Raw genomic sequence first — 16,459 nt, 5'->3', positions numbered from 1 at the left:
TGATGCGTCGAGGAGCGGTTTTTCTTTTTGGTTCATTAGGCAGGAAAACCGAATCATAAGGAGAAACTTTCCATATGGTATATATAGTTGAAAGTGCTGAGATGATTAAATAGGCGAGGGGTTTTTATTATGGCAGAATTAATCAAAATTAGAGGCAGTGTGTTTATCGGCGGTATGCTCTATCTGCCCCCAATTCAAGATCCGTCTACAGGCATGATCTATGAATATCAGGCGGATGCCAGGGAATTCACTCCGTACACGGTAAATACCGGGCGTTGCCGCGTAGAGCAGGAAGTCGTCATCGACTTCGTGAAGCAACGAATTACATCTTTTGTCAATACGGGTGTCACCGTACTCAAATTGACAGCTCCGGACGGGTCCGTCGAGTACAAACAAGGAAAAGCGTCTACGGGAGGTATTCGAGTTGAAGACGAGGTGTGGAAAGGGGATGCGGTATCGTTAACCATGCGAGCGAGCGCAAGCAATCCGCTTCGTCTTGATGCGCCGACGGTAGACTACTCTCTGCAGATTACCGTGTATAAGGATGGCACCGTGCAGGTGAAGGGCAGCCATGACGGGTTTCCTTGCTACGAGTTCTATAAACAAGTGGATTTTGGGGATTTTCAACTCCTATACGCCCATGACTTTCGGAAGACGGGCGATACGCCAGCCGCAATGGCTGGGGATATGGAGTATCATTTTGAAGCATAAGAGTATGGTACAACGGATAGTAAAGAGGTCATGATGTTATGTATGAACTGTATCGGGATCATTTTTATAAGGCTGCGCCCCTTCTCGAAAATGGTCATCCTCATCCTGAGGTTCAGTCCATTCTAGAAAACAATAACCCGGGATGGATATTTACCGATCGGATCGACTCGCCAAGGACTGCCTTAGTTTGGAGCAAGGGTATGAAAGGATTTTACCTTATCGGAGACGAAGCCAATGATGCTTTTACCGACAAGCTTGATGACTTTATTCGAACCGGTATTGCGCCAAGGATGAAGGAACTGGGCATGAACTATTTCGAGGTTTCGGGTCATCATGATCAATGGAACTTGAATTCGTTATTTGCTGCAAGGGAAAAACTAGACCTATGGGATCAACTCGTGTACGTGTCATCCTATTCTGAAGCACACACTGAGGAACTTTCCGGTGATCGTTGTTTCCGGGCCGTTAACTTACGAACGCCAGAATGGAGGAATCAAGATTTCCTCAATAAGGAATTTGTGTATGCTCACATTAAACAGTTCTGGGAAACGCAAGAGGGTTTTTATAATAAAGGTTACGGTTATGCCGCAATTGAAGGCTCTAAAATTATCGGTGTTTGTTACTCCAGCTTTGTAACCAAGGAAACGCACGCTATAGGGATTGAAACGCTTCCTCAGCATCATAAAAGAGGAGTGGGTTCGTATCTGGCAAGTCTGGTAGTGAAAGATATAGCCCAGAATGGATTTTCTTCCTACTGGGATTGTTCTCAGAGCAATGAAGCGTCGAAAAAATTAGCACTCCGGCTAGGATTTCAACAGGTTCATCGATACAAGTGCGCGGGCTTCACTTTATAGGCTGCTGATGAAGGCTAATAATTTAATCGAGCAAATGGATAACGTGAGTTGAATATATTTCTCCATGGAGCTGCCGCGCGGAACGATGCCGGCAGCTTTATTGAGCTATACTCCAATCACTCCTGACAAGATGAGGCCAATAACTATTCTTCTATAATCGATAATCCAATAGACCTAATTTTTTTAATATGCTAGGATTACGACGAATGTAGAAGACATCTTGAACAGTAATTTTTAAAAGGGAGGGGATTGGACAATATGGAAAATAACGAAAAAAAAGAACCGATGATATTTGACATCCATGTGGCAGAAGGAAGCAATTATGAGGTGGGTAAACAGCGGGCCATCACTTTAAAAAAGCACTATCCGGAGGATGTCATTTATTATATCAGTCCCATGGAAGGACAGGATTATATAGCAGCAGCAACTGCTCATAAGAGAATGATGTTGATTGACAAAATATGTCCCGGCTTTGTAGATGAAATACAAGGATTTGCTGATGAAGTAGGTGCAGAGCCGGAAAAAATGAGATGCTATGCGAATTCATATCACAACTCCCAGCATTGTTGTCAAATTGCAGTGCTTCCTTCAAACACGAGCGATGGGCATTTTTATGTCGGAAGGAGCTATGAATATTTTGTAAGGGATGAAAGAAGCTTATGCATCACCCGGGTAACGGGAAAACCAAAACATATTGGTTTTTCGCTGCAAAATGCGGGGAGAATGGATGGGATGAATGAATATGGACTCGTAGTTTCCATGTCCAGTACTGCTTATTTGAAGCCTCTTGCTGGGGATGGATGCGAGTTCTGGGTTGCCATTCGCGCCATTTTAGACCGTTGTAAAGATGTTTATAAAGCCCAGTGTCTGCTTGAAGAAATACCGTTATGTTGGCATTCCGAAATGCGTTATTCTTCCGTGTGGAATTCGTTATTGCGGGATGCGCCTAATATCAATGAGGAAAAGATGAGGAAGTTAATGTCCACTCCATATCCATATGGTCCATGCTGCCATTTTTATTCGAGCGGAATGGGTACGCTTAGAAGTATGATATTTGATGTATCCGATAAGAAAGTGAAGGTTAGCTTTGGACCGCCGGATAGGAATCCATGATATGAAATTGATATTGACGCACCGATCGGGCTTAAAGAAATAGTATGCAAATATGATGATGTAGATATAGATAATCCAGAACAATTTTGGCGAGAAATGGATTAATGGAGCAGTGTGCACTTGCATGGTTTGCCGAAACTAAACCAAAAAACTAACTATGCGTTTGTATAAAAAACGAGGCCGGAATGTGCATTGTCAGAAGCAAACGGTGGGCGCTACAATGGACGGGAACGAATTGAGAATGAGAATCATTATACATTCGAAGCTTGTATTCGTTACATTGCAGTTTACTTGGGAGAGGATCGGAATCATGATAAGGCAATGTCGCGCAGCCGCTGCATGGATGACCGTATGGCTGGTCCTGATGGCTGCTTTAGCCGGATGCGGAGCCGGGCAAGGGGGGACGGAGGGAGAACCGCTGCCGAAGGAAAAGCAAGAGAATGCCAGGCCGAATGCGGAGCAAACGGACAAGGCTACTGCCGACGGCAAAGACGCGAAGGAGCAAGCCGGCAAGACCCGGAAGGTGAAGGATCACTTCGGCGAAGTGGAGATTCCGGTGAAGCCGCAGCGGGTAGCGGCTCTTTATTTGGAGGACTATGTGACGGCGTTAGGCGTGAAGCCGGTTGTACAATGGTACCATCCGAATTGGGGCAAGCAGGATTATTTGAAGCTGGATGCTCCGACCTTCGACTACAGCGGCAATATCGAAGCGCTGCTAAGCTACAGTCCGGATTTGATTATTGTGGATGGCGGGGCGGATACCGCCAAGTATGAGATGTTCTCCAAAGTGGCGCCGACTTACCGGCTGCCCGATTCCATCCTGCAGAATACGCCTGAAATTTTGAAGACGGTGGCCGATCTCCTGGGTGTTCCTGAGAAGGTGGAGCCGCTTCTGGAAGCTTACAAGCAAAAGCTTGCCGATGCCAGAGGGAAGCTGGAGAAGGCCGTCGGGAAAGAAACGGTGGCCGTTCTGCGCTTGAATGTAGGGGAGAAAACGATCAATTTGCTCGGCATCGAGAACATGTTTGTCGGCTTGATTCTTTATAAGGATCTCGGCTTGACGCCGCCGAAGCTGGTGAAGGAAATGAAGTCGCCGATCGATTATATCTCGATGGAGAAGCTTCCCGAATTAGGGGCGGACCACATTTTTATTTTGCCCTCGAACGGGACTTGGGGCTCCGATAAAAATAAAGAAGCGGTCAAGCTGCTGGACAACCCCATCTGGAAGTCGATCCCCGCGGTCAAAAACGGGAAGGTATATCAGGTGGAACGAACGTATTGGCAGACGGGCGCTTATCAAGCCAATCTGTTAAAGATCGACGACGTTCTCCAATCGCTGGTGAAATAACGGGCATTGCAGGTATGGGGATCAAGTGATCAAGCAAGGAAGGAAGCGGAAGGCTCTTCGGCAGGGTTGAAGAGCTTTCTTTTTTGATTTATACTCAAATTTGACTAATGATAATAATTCTCAATTGGGGACGGTCGACATGCAGGAACAAGCGGGAGAAAGACCGGTGGATAAAATGTCGGACAAAGCGGTTCGTCTCGCTTTAACGTATCAAATGACGGATATCCGCTATCGTGCCGGTGCTTCGGATTGGCAGCTGGACGGCGGCGATCATACGATGCTGCTCGTGACGGGCGGAGACGGACGGATCGTGATCGACGGAGCGGGCTTCAAGCTGGAGCGGGGGAAATGCTTTATTGCCGCGCAGGACATGACATGCAGCGTACTGCCAGGCCGGAATGGGCTTACCCTGTATGAGCTGGCCTTTGAGCTGCGGAGAAATGCCGAGGGCCAATTGCTGTCATCCGAAGCCTCCCCGGCGGGTGACCGGTTTCCTATTTTAGGCGAAGCCGCCTGCGCGCCTTTCTCCCAATGCATCGAGCTGGTCGAAGCGATTTACGATAAGCGTCATGCGGGAGACGGCCTAGAGCCGTTTTATAATCACGTCCGGTTTCTGGAGCTGCTCCGATTTATTTTTCAGCAAAACGGTTCTGCAGCGGCAGGCGGGAAGAGCCTGCGTCAGCAGGTGGAAAGCTCGATCGAGCAGGTACGGCGGCATTACAGCGAGCCATGGACGGTAGAGCGGCTGGCTGCGGCAGCGGACGTTCCCCGCGGACAATATACGCGCATGTTCAAAGCGATTACGGGACAAATTCCGCTCGATTATTTGAACGGAATCCGCCTCGACCGTGCCAAGCAGCTGCTCCTGATGACGGACGACCGGCTCTTCGAGATTGCCCAGCATGTCGGCTATGCGAATGAATATTATTTTGGCCGGAGGTTCAAACAAAGCGTCGGAATTTCGCCCGGGCAGTACCGCCGCAATCACCGGGACAACGTGCGGGTCGTTGCCCCGTTTCTCGAAGATTTTTTACTTGCCCTGGGCATAACGCCGGTCGTACAATGCTCTCACGCCGGATGGGGCAAGCAGGACTATTTGGGGCTGGACGAGGTTCCCGTCTTCGATCTTACGGCAGATAGTCTTGAAACGTTGTCCCGGCACCGGCCGGATTTGATTATGACGGACGGCGGGTTCGACAGGTGGATGACATCCGATCGATACAACCGGCTTGCGCCGACCTACCAGTTGCCCCATCGTGGAGAAGACTGGCGTTCGATGCTGCGCACGATGGCAGAGCTGTTCGGGAAAACGGAAGCCGCCCGGAGCGTCATCGCAGCCTACGAAGACAAAGCAAGCGCGGCCAGAGCTTTATTGAGCCGACCGCTTCGGGGGCAGACGGTGGCCTTCCTTCGAATCTCGGCTGCGGAGATCTGCTTATATGCCGGACCGGAGCACGGATATACGGGCCCCATATTGTACGGGGATCTGGGGCTGCGGCCGCATCCTCTCGTCCTCCAATTGACCGGCCATGCCCGGCGGATCCCCCTGACACGGGAGTGGTTGGCCCGGCTGGATACCGATCATCTGTTTGTCGCCTTCGACAAAAGTGAGTCGGCCGTTGAAGGACAGGAGAGTGAGCGACTCCGGGACGATCCGGTATGGCGGGCGCTCCCCGCGGTACGTAACCGGTGCGTGTACGAGGTCGATTTTTTCAGTTGGATGAACTACGGCGTCATCTCTCACGGCAGGAAGATTGACGATGTGCTGCGGGTGCTTGCTTAAAATAACTTAAACTAAAAACGGGAAGCGGGGAACTTCGATGCGTGATGACCGCAAATATAAGGGCATTATCTTCGATATGGACAATACGCTGCTGCAATCCCGCATCGATTTTGCGGCGATGAAGGAAGACATCTGCCGGTACTTGATCGGGCACGGCATGTTGACGGAGCGGTTCCCGCTCCATGAGCATACGACATCCACCATGCTCGAACATGCAAAGCAAGCGGGGATGGACCATGCCTTATACCTCTCCTGTATGAACATTGCGGAAAAGCATGAAGTACGCGGGATGGAAGGTGCGGGATTGGAGAAAGGGGTGCCGGAGCTAATCGAATCGTTGCATGGCAAGTTCGTATTAGTCGTGGTCACGAACAACTCGCGTTCCGCCGCCCTGAGGGCGCTCGAAGTAACGGGGATCAAGTCGTATTTCGACTCCATTATCGGAAGAGAGCAGATGGAGGCGCTGAAGCCGTCCCCATCCGGATTTATTTATGCCTTGAATCAATTCCGCACCATTACGGTGGACGAATGGATATCGGTGGGGGATTCCTGGATTGACGGCAAAGCGTCCGCCGGAGCCGGTATTCCGTTTATCAGTTATAGGACAAGCATGGAAGCGATGCTGGATAAAGGGGTTAGGCCGATCGCGAGAATTGATCATATTTCGGAGGTTCGGAATTGGATACACGGATGAATGTCATGCTGAGTGTGACGGAAGTGAGCGAAGAGACGCAGGAGCAGGCAAGACGGATCGTTCACGCGGGGCTGGAGGAAAGGTTCGGGGAATTGTATCCGTCCTATAATAAGGACCTGGACGATATCATAAGTTGGTATGCCGGTCAGGGACATCTCTTCTTGACGGGTGCGCTTGAGGGCAAAATGGTCTGTACGGGAGCTCTCATCCAGGAGGGGGGCGACGTCGGAAGAATCGCCAGAATGTCCGTGTGGAAGCCGTACCGGAGAAGAGGCATCGCGCGCCGCATGTTACAAGAGCTGGAACGGAGGGCGAGGCAGAAGGGCTATGCGAAGCTCGTGCTGGAAACGACGGCGGCTTGGCTTGACGCCGTTCAATTTTATAAAGCCAACGGCTACGTGGAAGTTCAAAGAGACGAAGAGGAAGTGCATCTGGAAAAAGTTTTAGCGTATCATGCGCGATAAAGATAGTAAACAAATAGTAAAATGGAAAAAGTACGAAAGTCTGGAAGATATGAAAATAGGTTGAATCAAAAGTGCCGGGTGCGGGCAGGCGCCTCGCACTTTTTACGTAAGCTTTATATTCGCGGGACAAGCGGTTACAATGGAAGAGGCTTCGTTAGAAGCGGGACCCGGAGCGGCTTTTGATCCGTAAAATATTTGACCCACGAAGCTACGTTAAAACAATGTCCGGAGCACAAGCCCTCGTTCTCCGCGCCGTAGCGGACGGTCGGCGGATGCCCGGTGTGAAGCAACCGTGAATGGAGGAAGAAGCATGCATCCTATTTTGGCTGAACGCACGAAACCATTTCCCCGAACGAATCGGCTTCGGGACGACGTCCGGAGCTTTCTAAGCTCGAACGGATGCGAGAAGACGGCGGAGCACTGTATGGACGTCGGAACGGAGGCGCGGCGTATCGCGCTGCGGTTCGGAGCCGATCCCGTGGCGGCGGAGACGGCCGGTTGGCTGCACGACATCAGCGCGGTCATTCCGAACGGGGATCGAATTGCATTGTCGCGGGAGCTTGGCATCGAGGTGCTGCCGGAAGAAGAAGCGTTCCCAATGATCATTCATCAGAAGCTGTCGGTGGTCATGGCGGAGCAGCTATTTGGCGTAACCGATGCGGCGATTCTGGATGCGGTCGGCTGCCACACGACCTTGCGGGCGGGCTCCACCTTGCTAGATCAAGTGCTGTTCGTAGCGGATAAAGTGGCATGGGACCAGCCCGGTACACCGCCGTATATCTGCGAGCTGCAGGAACAATTGAACCGCTCCCTTATTCATGGGGCGTTTGCTTACATCAACTACCTGTGGGAGCGGAAGCATACCTTGAAGGTCGTGCATCCGTGGCTGAAGGAAGCTTACGAAGAGCTTCGGCATCGGGTATAGAAACACTGCGATTTGACGGTGGGCGCGTGACTGGGACATAATACAAAATAAGGCTTTTGGACAGGCAACATCTCACTTTATAGACATAAGGAGTTCGGGTGGAATGGCGCGAAACAAAGGAGCCAAAGGGCAAGAAAGCCGGGCGAGATTGCTGGCGGCGGCGGCGGAGCAGTTTGCCGGACTCGGCTTTTACGAGACGAAGATCAGCTCGATTGTCGCTCAGGCCGGGCTGACCCAGCCGTCGTTTTACCTTTATTTTGAAAGTAAAGAAGCGGTGTTCGAGGAGCTGGTCGGACATTTCCGGTCCCGGTTGCAGGAACTGGTCACGGCGAGCCGCCTGGAATCGGGGCTGCAGCAGGGCGAAGTGAACGCTCGGGTACTCGGCGTGCTGGAGACGCTTTTTCGTTTTTTTACGGAAGACCCGCACTTGACGCGCATCGGATTGTTTCAGGCACCGCAGGCCGGAAGCATTAAAGCGGAGCTGGCCGCTCTGATTCGCGACAACCTGCTCGAAGAACAGCGGGCCGGCTACTTTCGTTCGACCCTCGAAATGGACGTCGTAGCGCAATGCTTCGTAGGTACGATTGAGCGGTTGACCTTTGCGTATTTGTCCGAAGGCGCGGGCAGTCCGGAGCAGTTAGCCGTCCAAGTGGTCGAGCTGTTTATGCGTGGCATGCTGCCCGAAAAGTAAAATGGCGAAGGAGGACAGGATGAAAAAGCTGCATTCTGGAAAATTTGTCCTCTCCATGGGACTGTTGTCTCTGATTTGCACGGCGCTTTATTATGCGTTCCGCAACAAGACGTATTTCGACTTCCTCTTGTGGAATTTGTTCCTGGCCTGGATTCCGCTGCTGCTTGCCGTCGCCGTGGCGGAGCTCGGAAAGCGGCTGGCTCCCGGATGGGTTCGTTCCGCCGTCGTCACCGTACTGGGAGCGGCTTGGCTGCTGTTTTTCCCGAATGCGCCCTATATCGTTACGGATCTGATCCATTTAACGCTTCAGAAAGCTTGGTATGTCGAGGCCGGCCGGTGGACGTTCCGCTACTGGTATGATTTTCTGGTGATGCTGCTGATCTCATGGAACGGATTTTTGCTTGGCTTCGGCTCTGCCTATTTGGTTCAGTATCAGGTCATGAAGAGGTTTGGGGGCGCCGTTTCGTGGCTGTTTGTGGTTGCGGTGTCCATGCTGGGGGGCTACGGGATCTTGCTCGGACGCGAATACCGGCTGAACAGCTGGGATGCGCTGACCGACGCGAAAGCGCTCTGGAGTCTCATCGGGGAAAGCTTGAACGGGCAGTCCGTGCCGTTCTGCCTACTGTTCGGCGTGGTTATTCTGATCGTTCATGGAACGTTCTATTATGTCATGAATGGGGGCTGGCATACGGAAGACCGCGATTACCCTTCGACCTACCGCTTATGATACCGGCTTGCTGTGGCAAGGCGGTTTTTTTGCATGCGCGGGCGAAGAAGCCGGACGATGGCGCCCGGCCAGGCTGTTGAGAAAGTGGGTTTTTTACGAAAAAAGAGATGTATACGGAGGTGGGGTATCTACTGGAGAAGCGATAGCGCTCGCCTTTGTCTGCGGGAAATACCCGCTGTTAAGCGGCTTCAATTAAAATTTCCCGCTGACAACAGCGATCGGAAGTAGATACCCCACCCCCTCGTACACCTCTATTACTTCAATTCACCACTTTCTCAACAAGCTCCCGGACGATGGCGTCCGGCCTTGGATCGCGGATGGAAAATTCGAGGTGCGTTAGGCCAATGGGCTTGCCGGCTGCCCGGCAGTCTCTTCGAGCGGCATCTCCCACTCCAGCCGGTTCCACAGGCTGTCGGCATTCAGGAGCAGGCTGCGGACATAGCCCGCCATTTTCTGGGCGCTTGCCGCCGTGGGCTGCGCCCACCAAAATTGCCTTCCGGCCAAATAGCCGGTTCCGTACTCGCGCCAGCCGGAATACGATTGCTGGGCAGCGGCAATGATCGGTTTCACAAGCTCCAGCGATTGTTCCTGCGAGATGTAGCCCATGACAGCGCCTTTTCGGCTCAAATACGCATATCTGCCCAAGTCCCAAGCGGCGATCCCCGCAGCCGGGAGCCGGTTCATATACGCTTTTACAATTTGATGCTTTCGGTACCTGTCCGTCGTTTTCGGGATCGATTCGATATATTTCGTTTGTTCGGCTTCAGACAAGGCGGACAGAAAGGACCGGATCTGATTGAACGACTCGCGATGCCCCTCTTCGGCCAGCCACTCAAGATTTCTCCTTAAATCTTCCGCGCTCTCGATCCCCCAATCCCGTTGAAAAGACTGCTTATGCATTTCGATATTTTTTGCGGACTCCCATTCGTCGTCGTCTCCGGGGTCGAGCCCGTTCATTTTGTATAACACGGCGCATAACGAGATACTCCATAGTTCGGTCAGATTGGATTCGCTTTGACGATCTCTATTCATCTTCTTCATCCCCATCCTCATCTTCATCCAGCATAAAATGCAAGGCGTGCACGTCGCCCACATCCTGATGCTTCAGGAAAAGCGTCTTAGGAATGCGGAACTTCTTTTTGATGCCGAAGAGCCCCCAAAGCGACTTTTTATCCGTCTGATCTTGAAGCCGGTTATAAAACAACCGGTACTCCTCGTTATCCGGATCTTCCTGACAAGCCTGCAGGGCGTAGGACAACGCTTCCGCCATCCGTTCCAGCTTGACGTGCGCCATGCTTAAGTAAATGCTGACGCTTTTTCTTTCTCCAAGCTCATGCGCGCGTGTCAAGCTCTCGATGCTTTCCGCGTAGTTTCCCTCGTGGTAATAAGCCACCCCGGAGTACAGCCAAATCAAGGAATCATAAGAAGGGTCGTCGCTGCAATTCGCAAAATAAGTTTTCACCAGTTCGGGGACATGTTCCCATAAATCCGTGTTGATCATAAACTTGAGGCGTTCAAGCTGCACCCATGTATCGTTCGGCCAGCCAGCGGCAAGACGGCGGATAAAGGCAGTCATTTGCTTGCCTGTCACCACTTTCCATTCCTTCAGAAGGTAATACAGCGCCAATTGGGTCGGATAATAATCGTCCTTAAACAATTCCGCCGCCTCGAAATAGATTTCCTTCGCCTTGGCCTCATCGCCCATAGCACGGTAAATATCGCCCTCGATCATATATCCGATTGCATCGTCGGGATGAGCACGTTTGTATTTACGGATTGCCTCAAGAGCGGCCTTGTAATCGCGATTCAGAAAACATGCGCCGGCCACATAATAGTAGGAATCCTCCTCATGATTCCAAGCCATCTCGGTCTCAAAGCATGTAATCGCTTCGGGATATTGGCCCAGACGCAAATGCAGCATCCCTTTCCGGAACCACGCTTCGTCAAAATCATATTCATGCTCCACCACCACGGCATGGTCGTTGAGAGCTTCCCTATTGTTATTCAAATGATAGTGGCAGAGGCCTCTGACGGAATAATAATGCCAGTTGGACGGATCGATGGCGATGGCGCGATCGGCAAACCCGATCCCTTCCTGCCACTGCTTCTCCTTCAGGAAGATGCTCGCCAAATGACCGAGAACGACAGCATTATACTCGTTCATCCGCAGTGCGTCAGACAGGTCGCGGACCGCAAGCTTCGTGTTCTTCGCTTTCAGGTAAGCTATACCTCGATGAACGAGGATTTCGTAGCCGTTGACGCCTTCGTTCTGCGCTGCGCTCCATGCTTTTTCGAATAATTCGAAGGCCTTGTTCTTCAATCGCCGTTTAAATGACGCACGAGCCCACAGCAAATACATGTCGGAGTTCAATGCGGTCAAAGTCTGAATGATGTCAAACACCTTGCAGCAGGGGTCAAACTGTTCCAAATCAAAATAAATTTGGGCCAGCGCAAATTGCAGCTCGGCCTGTTCGGGCGAAAGGATCAAGTCCGTGCGTATTTTGCCGGCCAACTGCTTGTTCACATCCATTAGCCGGATGCGCGAATCGAGGTCGAACGGATACTGAGCGATGATGAGCTCGAGCAGCGACTTGGCTTCGGCTAACTTGTCATAGGCTATGTAACAGCGTGCCAGTCCGCTGAGAGCTTGCAGATCGTCAGGCATGTGCGACAAAACATGCTGGTAGTCGGAGAACGCCTGTCTTAGATTCCCTGCTTCCAGCGACAGGGCGGCACGGTGAATAAATCCGTCGAGATCTGCGGGATGGAGTTCAATCAAGCGACTGTATGCCTGGAGCGCTTGCTCCAAGTCGCCTATGCGTACGTAAAAGTCGCCGGTCAATCTGAGCAGGTCCGGGTCATCCGCAAACAAATCCCGGGCCGCAGCCAGATACGGCCTGGCAGACGTCAGATTGTTGTGCATCAGCGCATGCTGGGCCGCGTTCCGGTATCCGATAAACGCGTCATAATCAATCGTTTCGGGAATAAACTCGTAGCGTAGTTCCCAAGGCTTGGTAATTTCCATCAACAAATAATCGACGAAACTTTCCGGGTAGCGTTTAGTTAATTCCCTTTCTTGGCTTGTCCATAAGAAGTGATCGTCCAGCAGCGCCCAAATCGGCTTGGGCAGATGGCTATGCTCGGCCAGAAACGCTAACAGCCGTTCATGCAAAGCGGCCTTTACATTCATATCCCAAAGCTCTTCTTGAGCAAACAGTTCGTTCCATAAGCCTACGTCGATCCGCGTCGGCAGCTTGGCGTATAAAGCTTCGATCCGCTTCATCGTCTCTTCGACAAATGAGGGAGAGGGAGCTGCGGGATCGGAATCAACCCATGGAGCGGGTTCGCGGTTCGATGCGTCAGGTTGAGGCGGCTGGTCACGCTTATCGCTCGCCGGCCCCACGGAGTCGGAGCGCACCGGCTGCTGCGCTTCCTTGAGATATTTCGCTTCATTTAACGCTTGTTCATACGCTTCCCGCAAACGTTGGAAGCCGTCCGGATCGTCTTCGGGATGGTAGAGCTTTAGCTTCGTGGCGTAGGCGCGTTTAATGGCGCTGACTTCAAGCGTAGGAGGAATTCCTAGTAATTCCCAAATATTCATTTTAAAGCCCTTGACCTTTCCTTGATGTCGAAAACTTTCCAAATGTTTTCAGTTTTAACTATTATAATATCGGCGGGCCAATAAAAAATTTTAGTTTTTTTTACAAAAAAAGTGTCCCGGGCACCGGGACTTGCTGGAGCTGCCTTTATGACCGCTTGCCGGATAAGCTGCGTTTCAGGAAGGAAACGGTTTTCTCCAGCTTTAATAAGTGGGTGCCCTTGACCAGGATTGCGGTATCCGGCTTGATCGTCCCGGCAAGCGCTCGATGAAGCTGATGTCTGGATGCGAAGCTGCGGATGCGGGTTGCAGGGAAGCCCGCTTTTTTGGCGCCCGCCGCGATGTGCCGCGCGAGCTTTCCGACCGTGTAGAGCCGGGTGAGTCTTTTTTGAGCGGCATATTTTCCAACCTCATCGTGACCTCGGATGGCGTATTTTCCCATGTCCTTCATATAGCCGATGATGGCGATTTTGTGCTTTCGGCTTACTGAGGCGAGCGTGTCGAGGGCGGCCTTGGTCGCATCGGGATTGGAGCTGAACGTATCGTCGATCAAGGTGAGTTGCCTCGGCAGCTCCGTTCGGACCAATCGGCGGTACGGAATCGGATACTTCGCCAACCCCTTGCGGATTTCGCCCGCCGTGAATCCCAAGCTGTGCGTAATCGCGATCGCATTCAGCGCATTGTACACGTTATGGACCCCCAAACACGGGATGAAAAATCGCTCCTCTTTCCCGTTCAGCCGAACTCGGAAGGTAACCCCCCGGCCCAAGAACCGGATGCCGTGCGCCTTGTAATGGGCTTTGTTGCGGATGCCGACCTTCAGCAGCTTCCCTTGAAATCCTTTGACGGACAGCAGCTTGGAATTCGCGTTATCCGCATTCAGGACAAGCGTTCCGGTCTTCCGCATATGCCGGATCAGTTCCGATTTCGCGGCCGCGATGCCTTGGACCCGGTGTCCGACATTGCCGATATGCGCCGTTCCGACGTTGGTAATCACGCTGTAGCCCGGTTTGATCAAGCGGCAATGCTCGCGGATATGCCCTTTGCGGAGCATCCCGAATTCAAGGACGGCCGCCTTGTGCCGGGCACGAATCTGCTTGGTGTACTTGCGCGTGCTCGGCGGCAAATTCCAGTTCGACGCCGATTTGAAGATGGTCCAACGTCTTCGCAGGATGGAAGCGATCATTTCTTTCGTGGTCGTTTTTCCCGCACTGCCTGTCACCGCGATGACGGGAATGTTCCGAACCGGCATGCAAATCCCACCTTTTCACAGCGAATGTATGCTTTAGTCTACGCCGGGCGTAAACGGATGGAGTGGGTATATGGGGAAAAATGGGCGTTTGTACGAGTCCGGCAGCAGGGGATTACCCATATGGTGTAAGATGACTAACCCTTGATTCTACAAGTGGAGAGTGAGACAAGTGAAATCATTAATGCGGATGCCGAATCTGACGAGGTATGAATCGATCGGCATCAATCAGCTGTTTAACGTAGCCGATGGCCATGCCCATCAGCCCCAAACGGATACGCAGCGCCAAATTATCGGGCGGCTGCCCGACTTGTTCGATCAGGCCGAAGCGGCAAGGCAGGCGGAGTTGGAGGACGAATTTCGCCGTCTGTTCTACACCTTGGCCGGACAGCAGACCGCCGCCGGACTTACCCGGACGCTGTTCTGTTATTCGGCTTCGCTATCAACCGATTTGATCGCTACTTTTTTGGCTTCGCGGGGGCTGACGACCGCGCTGCTGCATCCCTGCTTCGACAATCTGGCGACGCTGCTGCAGCGAAGAAACGTAGCTTTGACACCGCTGCATGAGGAGGAGCTCAGGCTCGACCGGATGGAAGAGACGTTTGCCGGACTAGCCGCCGATGCGGTGTTCGTTACGCTTCCCAACAACCCGACGGGCTTCGAGCTGTCGCGGGAACAATGGGAAAGGCTTGTTGCGCTGTGTGGTGATTACGGCAAGCTGCTTATCGTTGACTGCACGTTCCGATTTTTTTCAAGAAAGCCTTTATGGGATCAGTACGAGCTGCTGGAGAGGTCAAACATCAGCTATTTGATGGTGGAGGATACGGGGAAGACGTGGCCGACTCAAGATCTAAAATGCAGCATTCTGGCGATGAGCGAAGATTTGGCCGATGACGTGCTTGAGCTTCACAACGATATTTTGCTGAACGTTTCGCCATTTATCCTGCAGCTGCTGATCGAATATTTGAAGGATACCGTGCGGCACGGATTGCAGTCCGTCGTATGGGATACGATTGACCGGAACCGCAAGACGCTGCGGGAAGCTATTCGCTCCTCCGGGCTTCTCTTGAACAATCCGGCTTCGACGATCAGCGTCGAATGGCTTCGCATAACCGACCCCAACATCCGCAGCTTGGATATGGTGGACCGTCTGCAGCGGCTGGGACTCGGGATTTTGCCGGGGGACCATTTCTACTGGCACGACCACGGACAGGGGGAGCGATATATCCGGATCGCGCTTGCCCGATGTCCAGATATGTTCGCCGAGGCCTGCAAAATTTTGCAATCGGCATTCATGACGAACGGGATGGATACGACATGAGAATCATTTATCTGGATCAACCGACTTACCTGCCGGACAATTTCGTGCGGGAGATGGAAAAGCTCGGAGAATTTGAAGTTTATTACGACCGGCCGGACGTAACGACTGCCGTTCTACGATTGTCAAAAGCGGACATTGCGATTGTGGAATGGACGCGGCTTCGGGAATTGGCGTTCGGGAAGCTGCAGAGGCTGAAACATATCGCCCTTGTCATGACCGGATACGATCTGGTCGATATCGAGGCTGCAGGAGCTGCTGGAATTTCCGTGTCGAACTGTCCGACCTATTCGGCGCAAGCGGTGGCGGAGCATGTGTTTGCGCTCCTGCTCGCGGTCAATCGGCGCATCATCCGGGCGGATCGCCTTGTTCGGCAGGGAGAAAGCCATGTATACGGCCCTTTCCTTGCAGGCGAACTGGCAGGCCGAACGTTAGGGCTGATCGGCACGGGCCGGATCGGGCAGGCGGTGGCACGGATCGCTCGAGGCTTCAGGATGCAAGTGATCGGCGCGAACCGGTCCGGAAGGACCGTCCCGGGAGTGGAACCGGCGGATATCCATGAGGTGATGCGCCGAAGCGACGTCATCTCGCTGCATGTGCCGTTCCATGCCAGGACGAAAGGCATGATCACCTCGGAACTGCTGTCTTCGATGAAAAGGACGGCCCTGTTCATCAACACGAGCCGGGGCGGTCTGGTGGACGAGGAAGCGTTGTTCACCCTGCTTCGGGACGGAAAAATCGCCGGTGCGGGCCTTGATGACCTGGCGCAGGTGGCTGGCAACCCCTTGTATAAGCTCGATAACGTTGTATTTACGCCCGGTACGGCGTGGTATACGGATACCGCCCGGGAAGCCAATATGAAGGAATTGCTGGATAACATCCGAGGATATATAAGCGGAAATCCGCGCAATATCGTGAATGAGGAGTTTCTGGCATCGAAGAGGCCGGAAAGCGAATGATCGCGTGTTGTATCGGCTGAACCAA

General features: G+C 52.4%; 15 protein-coding genes. 12 read left to right on the top strand and 3 right to left on the bottom strand.

Going from position 1 to position 16,459, the window contains the following annotated elements; all coding sequences use genetic code 11:
- Positions 1 to 129: 129 nt before the first annotated feature.
- The 10 genes from QMG93_RS17275 to QMG93_RS17230 all read left to right on the top strand — a co-directional run bounded on the left by QMG93_RS17275 (position 130) and on the right by QMG93_RS17230 (position 9,310).
- Positions 130 to 711, top strand: coding sequence for a DUF3238 domain-containing protein (locus tag QMG93_RS17275; protein WP_281938537.1), 582 nt, complete (start codon positions 130 to 132; stop codon positions 709 to 711).
- A gap of 38 nt (positions 712 to 749) precedes the next feature.
- Positions 750 to 1,565 (top strand): GNAT family N-acetyltransferase, encoded by an 816-nt coding sequence (locus tag QMG93_RS17270; RefSeq protein ID WP_281938535.1) that lies wholly within the window; start codon positions 750 to 752, stop codon positions 1,563 to 1,565.
- A gap of 258 nt (positions 1,566 to 1,823) precedes the next feature.
- Positions 1,824 to 2,678, top strand: coding sequence for a C45 family autoproteolytic acyltransferase/hydolase (locus tag QMG93_RS17265; protein ID WP_281938533.1), 855 nt, complete (start codon positions 1,824 to 1,826; stop codon positions 2,676 to 2,678).
- Between the two features lie 310 nt (positions 2,679 to 2,988).
- A complete protein-coding gene (locus QMG93_RS17260; RefSeq protein WP_281938532.1) occupies positions 2,989 to 4,026 on the top strand; it encodes an ABC transporter substrate-binding protein in 1,038 nt (345 codons plus the stop codon).
- Positions 4,027 to 4,201: 175 nt separating this feature from the next.
- Positions 4,202 to 5,809 carry an AraC family transcriptional regulator gene (locus QMG93_RS17255; RefSeq protein ID WP_281938549.1) on the top strand — a complete coding sequence of 536 codons (1,608 nt, stop codon included), beginning with the start codon at positions 4,202 to 4,204 and terminating at the stop codon, positions 5,807 to 5,809.
- Between the two features lie 37 nt (positions 5,810 to 5,846).
- Positions 5,847 to 6,503 carry an HAD family hydrolase gene (locus QMG93_RS17250; protein ID WP_281938530.1) on the top strand — a complete coding sequence of 219 codons (657 nt, stop codon included), beginning with the start codon at positions 5,847 to 5,849 and terminating at the stop codon, positions 6,501 to 6,503.
- Positions 6,488 to 6,967, top strand: coding sequence for a GNAT family N-acetyltransferase (locus QMG93_RS17245; protein ID WP_281938528.1), 480 nt, complete (start codon positions 6,488 to 6,490; stop codon positions 6,965 to 6,967). Before QMG93_RS17250 ends, QMG93_RS17245 begins: the two co-directional genes overlap by 16 nt.
- Positions 6,968 to 7,277: 310 nt before the next feature.
- Complete coding sequence (gene yqeK, locus QMG93_RS17240) at positions 7,278 to 7,892, top strand: bis(5'-nucleosyl)-tetraphosphatase (symmetrical) YqeK (RefSeq protein WP_281938526.1); 615 nt, start codon at positions 7,278 to 7,280, stop codon at positions 7,890 to 7,892.
- Between the two features lie 103 nt (positions 7,893 to 7,995).
- Positions 7,996 to 8,583 carry a TetR/AcrR family transcriptional regulator gene (locus QMG93_RS17235; RefSeq protein ID WP_281938524.1) on the top strand — a complete coding sequence of 196 codons (588 nt, stop codon included), beginning with the start codon at positions 7,996 to 7,998 and terminating at the stop codon, positions 8,581 to 8,583.
- Between the two features lie 19 nt (positions 8,584 to 8,602).
- A complete protein-coding gene (locus QMG93_RS17230) occupies positions 8,603 to 9,310 on the top strand; it encodes a DUF1361 domain-containing protein (protein WP_281938522.1) in 708 nt (235 codons plus the stop codon).
- 336 nt (positions 9,311 to 9,646) lie between these two features.
- On the opposite strand, the gene QMG93_RS17225 is transcribed toward QMG93_RS17230, so the two are convergent.
- The 3 genes from QMG93_RS17225 to QMG93_RS17215 form a co-directional block, all read right to left on the bottom strand.
- Complete coding sequence (locus QMG93_RS17225) at positions 9,647 to 10,351, bottom strand: DUF1266 domain-containing protein (RefSeq protein ID WP_281938520.1); 705 nt, start codon at positions 10,349 to 10,351, stop codon at positions 9,647 to 9,649.
- Positions 10,335 to 12,911: a J domain-containing protein gene (locus QMG93_RS17220; RefSeq protein WP_281938518.1), complete on the bottom strand. Its 2,577-nt coding sequence runs from the start codon at positions 12,909 to 12,911 to the stop codon at positions 10,335 to 10,337. The genes QMG93_RS17225 and QMG93_RS17220 overlap by 17 nt, the downstream gene beginning before the upstream one ends.
- Before the next feature lie 145 nt (positions 12,912 to 13,056).
- A complete protein-coding gene (locus tag QMG93_RS17215; protein WP_281938516.1) occupies positions 13,057 to 14,160 on the bottom strand; it encodes a UDP-N-acetylmuramoyl-tripeptide--D-alanyl-D-alanine ligase in 1,104 nt (367 codons plus the stop codon).
- A 169-nt stretch (positions 14,161 to 14,329) separates the two neighbouring features.
- Between QMG93_RS17215 and QMG93_RS17210 the strand changes: the two genes are divergently transcribed.
- Together QMG93_RS17210 and QMG93_RS17205 are read left to right on the top strand one after the other, a co-directional pair.
- Complete coding sequence (locus tag QMG93_RS17210) at positions 14,330 to 15,478, top strand: pyridoxal phosphate-dependent aminotransferase (protein WP_281938514.1); 1,149 nt, start codon at positions 14,330 to 14,332, stop codon at positions 15,476 to 15,478.
- Positions 15,475 to 16,434 (top strand): NAD(P)-dependent oxidoreductase, encoded by a 960-nt coding sequence (locus tag QMG93_RS17205; RefSeq protein ID WP_281938512.1) that lies wholly within the window; start codon positions 15,475 to 15,477, stop codon positions 16,432 to 16,434. The genes QMG93_RS17210 and QMG93_RS17205 overlap by 4 nt, the downstream gene beginning before the upstream one ends.
- Positions 16,435 to 16,459 lie beyond the last annotated feature (25 nt).

Source organism: Paenibacillus tyrphae, from assembly GCF_027925525.1.
Lineage (GTDB): Bacteria > Bacillota > Bacilli > Paenibacillales > NBRC-103111 > Paenibacillus_G > Paenibacillus_G tyrfis_B.
The sequence above is the reverse complement of the archived record's forward strand: the minus strand, read 5'-3'. Positions and strand labels throughout refer to the sequence as shown.

Coding starts and splice junctions, on each gene's coding strand:
- QMG93_RS17275 (WP_281938537.1), top strand. CDS start 130: ATGGCAGAATTAATCAAAATTAGAGGCAGTGTGTTTATCGGCGGTATG.
- QMG93_RS17270 (WP_281938535.1), top strand. CDS start 750: ATGTATGAACTGTATCGGGATCATTTTTATAAGGCTGCGCCCCTTCTC.
- QMG93_RS17265 (WP_281938533.1), top strand. CDS start 1,824: ATGGAAAATAACGAAAAAAAAGAACCGATGATATTTGACATCCATGTG.
- QMG93_RS17260 (WP_281938532.1), top strand. CDS start 2,989: ATGATAAGGCAATGTCGCGCAGCCGCTGCATGGATGACCGTATGGCTG.
- QMG93_RS17255 (WP_281938549.1), top strand. CDS start 4,202: ATGTCGGACAAAGCGGTTCGTCTCGCTTTAACGTATCAAATGACGGAT.
- QMG93_RS17250 (WP_281938530.1), top strand. CDS start 5,847: ATGCGTGATGACCGCAAATATAAGGGCATTATCTTCGATATGGACAAT.
- yqeK (WP_281938526.1), top strand. CDS start 7,278: ATGCATCCTATTTTGGCTGAACGCACGAAACCATTTCCCCGAACGAAT.
- QMG93_RS17235 (WP_281938524.1), top strand. CDS start 7,996: ATGGCGCGAAACAAAGGAGCCAAAGGGCAAGAAAGCCGGGCGAGATTG.
- QMG93_RS17230 (WP_281938522.1), top strand. CDS start 8,603: ATGAAAAAGCTGCATTCTGGAAAATTTGTCCTCTCCATGGGACTGTTG.
- QMG93_RS17225 (WP_281938520.1), bottom strand. CDS start 10,351: ATGAAGAAGATGAATAGAGATCGTCAAAGCGAATCCAATCTGACCGAA.
- QMG93_RS17220 (WP_281938518.1), bottom strand. CDS start 12,911: ATGAATATTTGGGAATTACTAGGAATTCCTCCTACGCTTGAAGTCAGC.
- QMG93_RS17215 (WP_281938516.1), bottom strand. CDS start 14,160: ATGCCGGTTCGGAACATTCCCGTCATCGCGGTGACAGGCAGTGCGGGA.
- QMG93_RS17205 (WP_281938512.1), top strand. CDS start 15,475: ATGAGAATCATTTATCTGGATCAACCGACTTACCTGCCGGACAATTTC.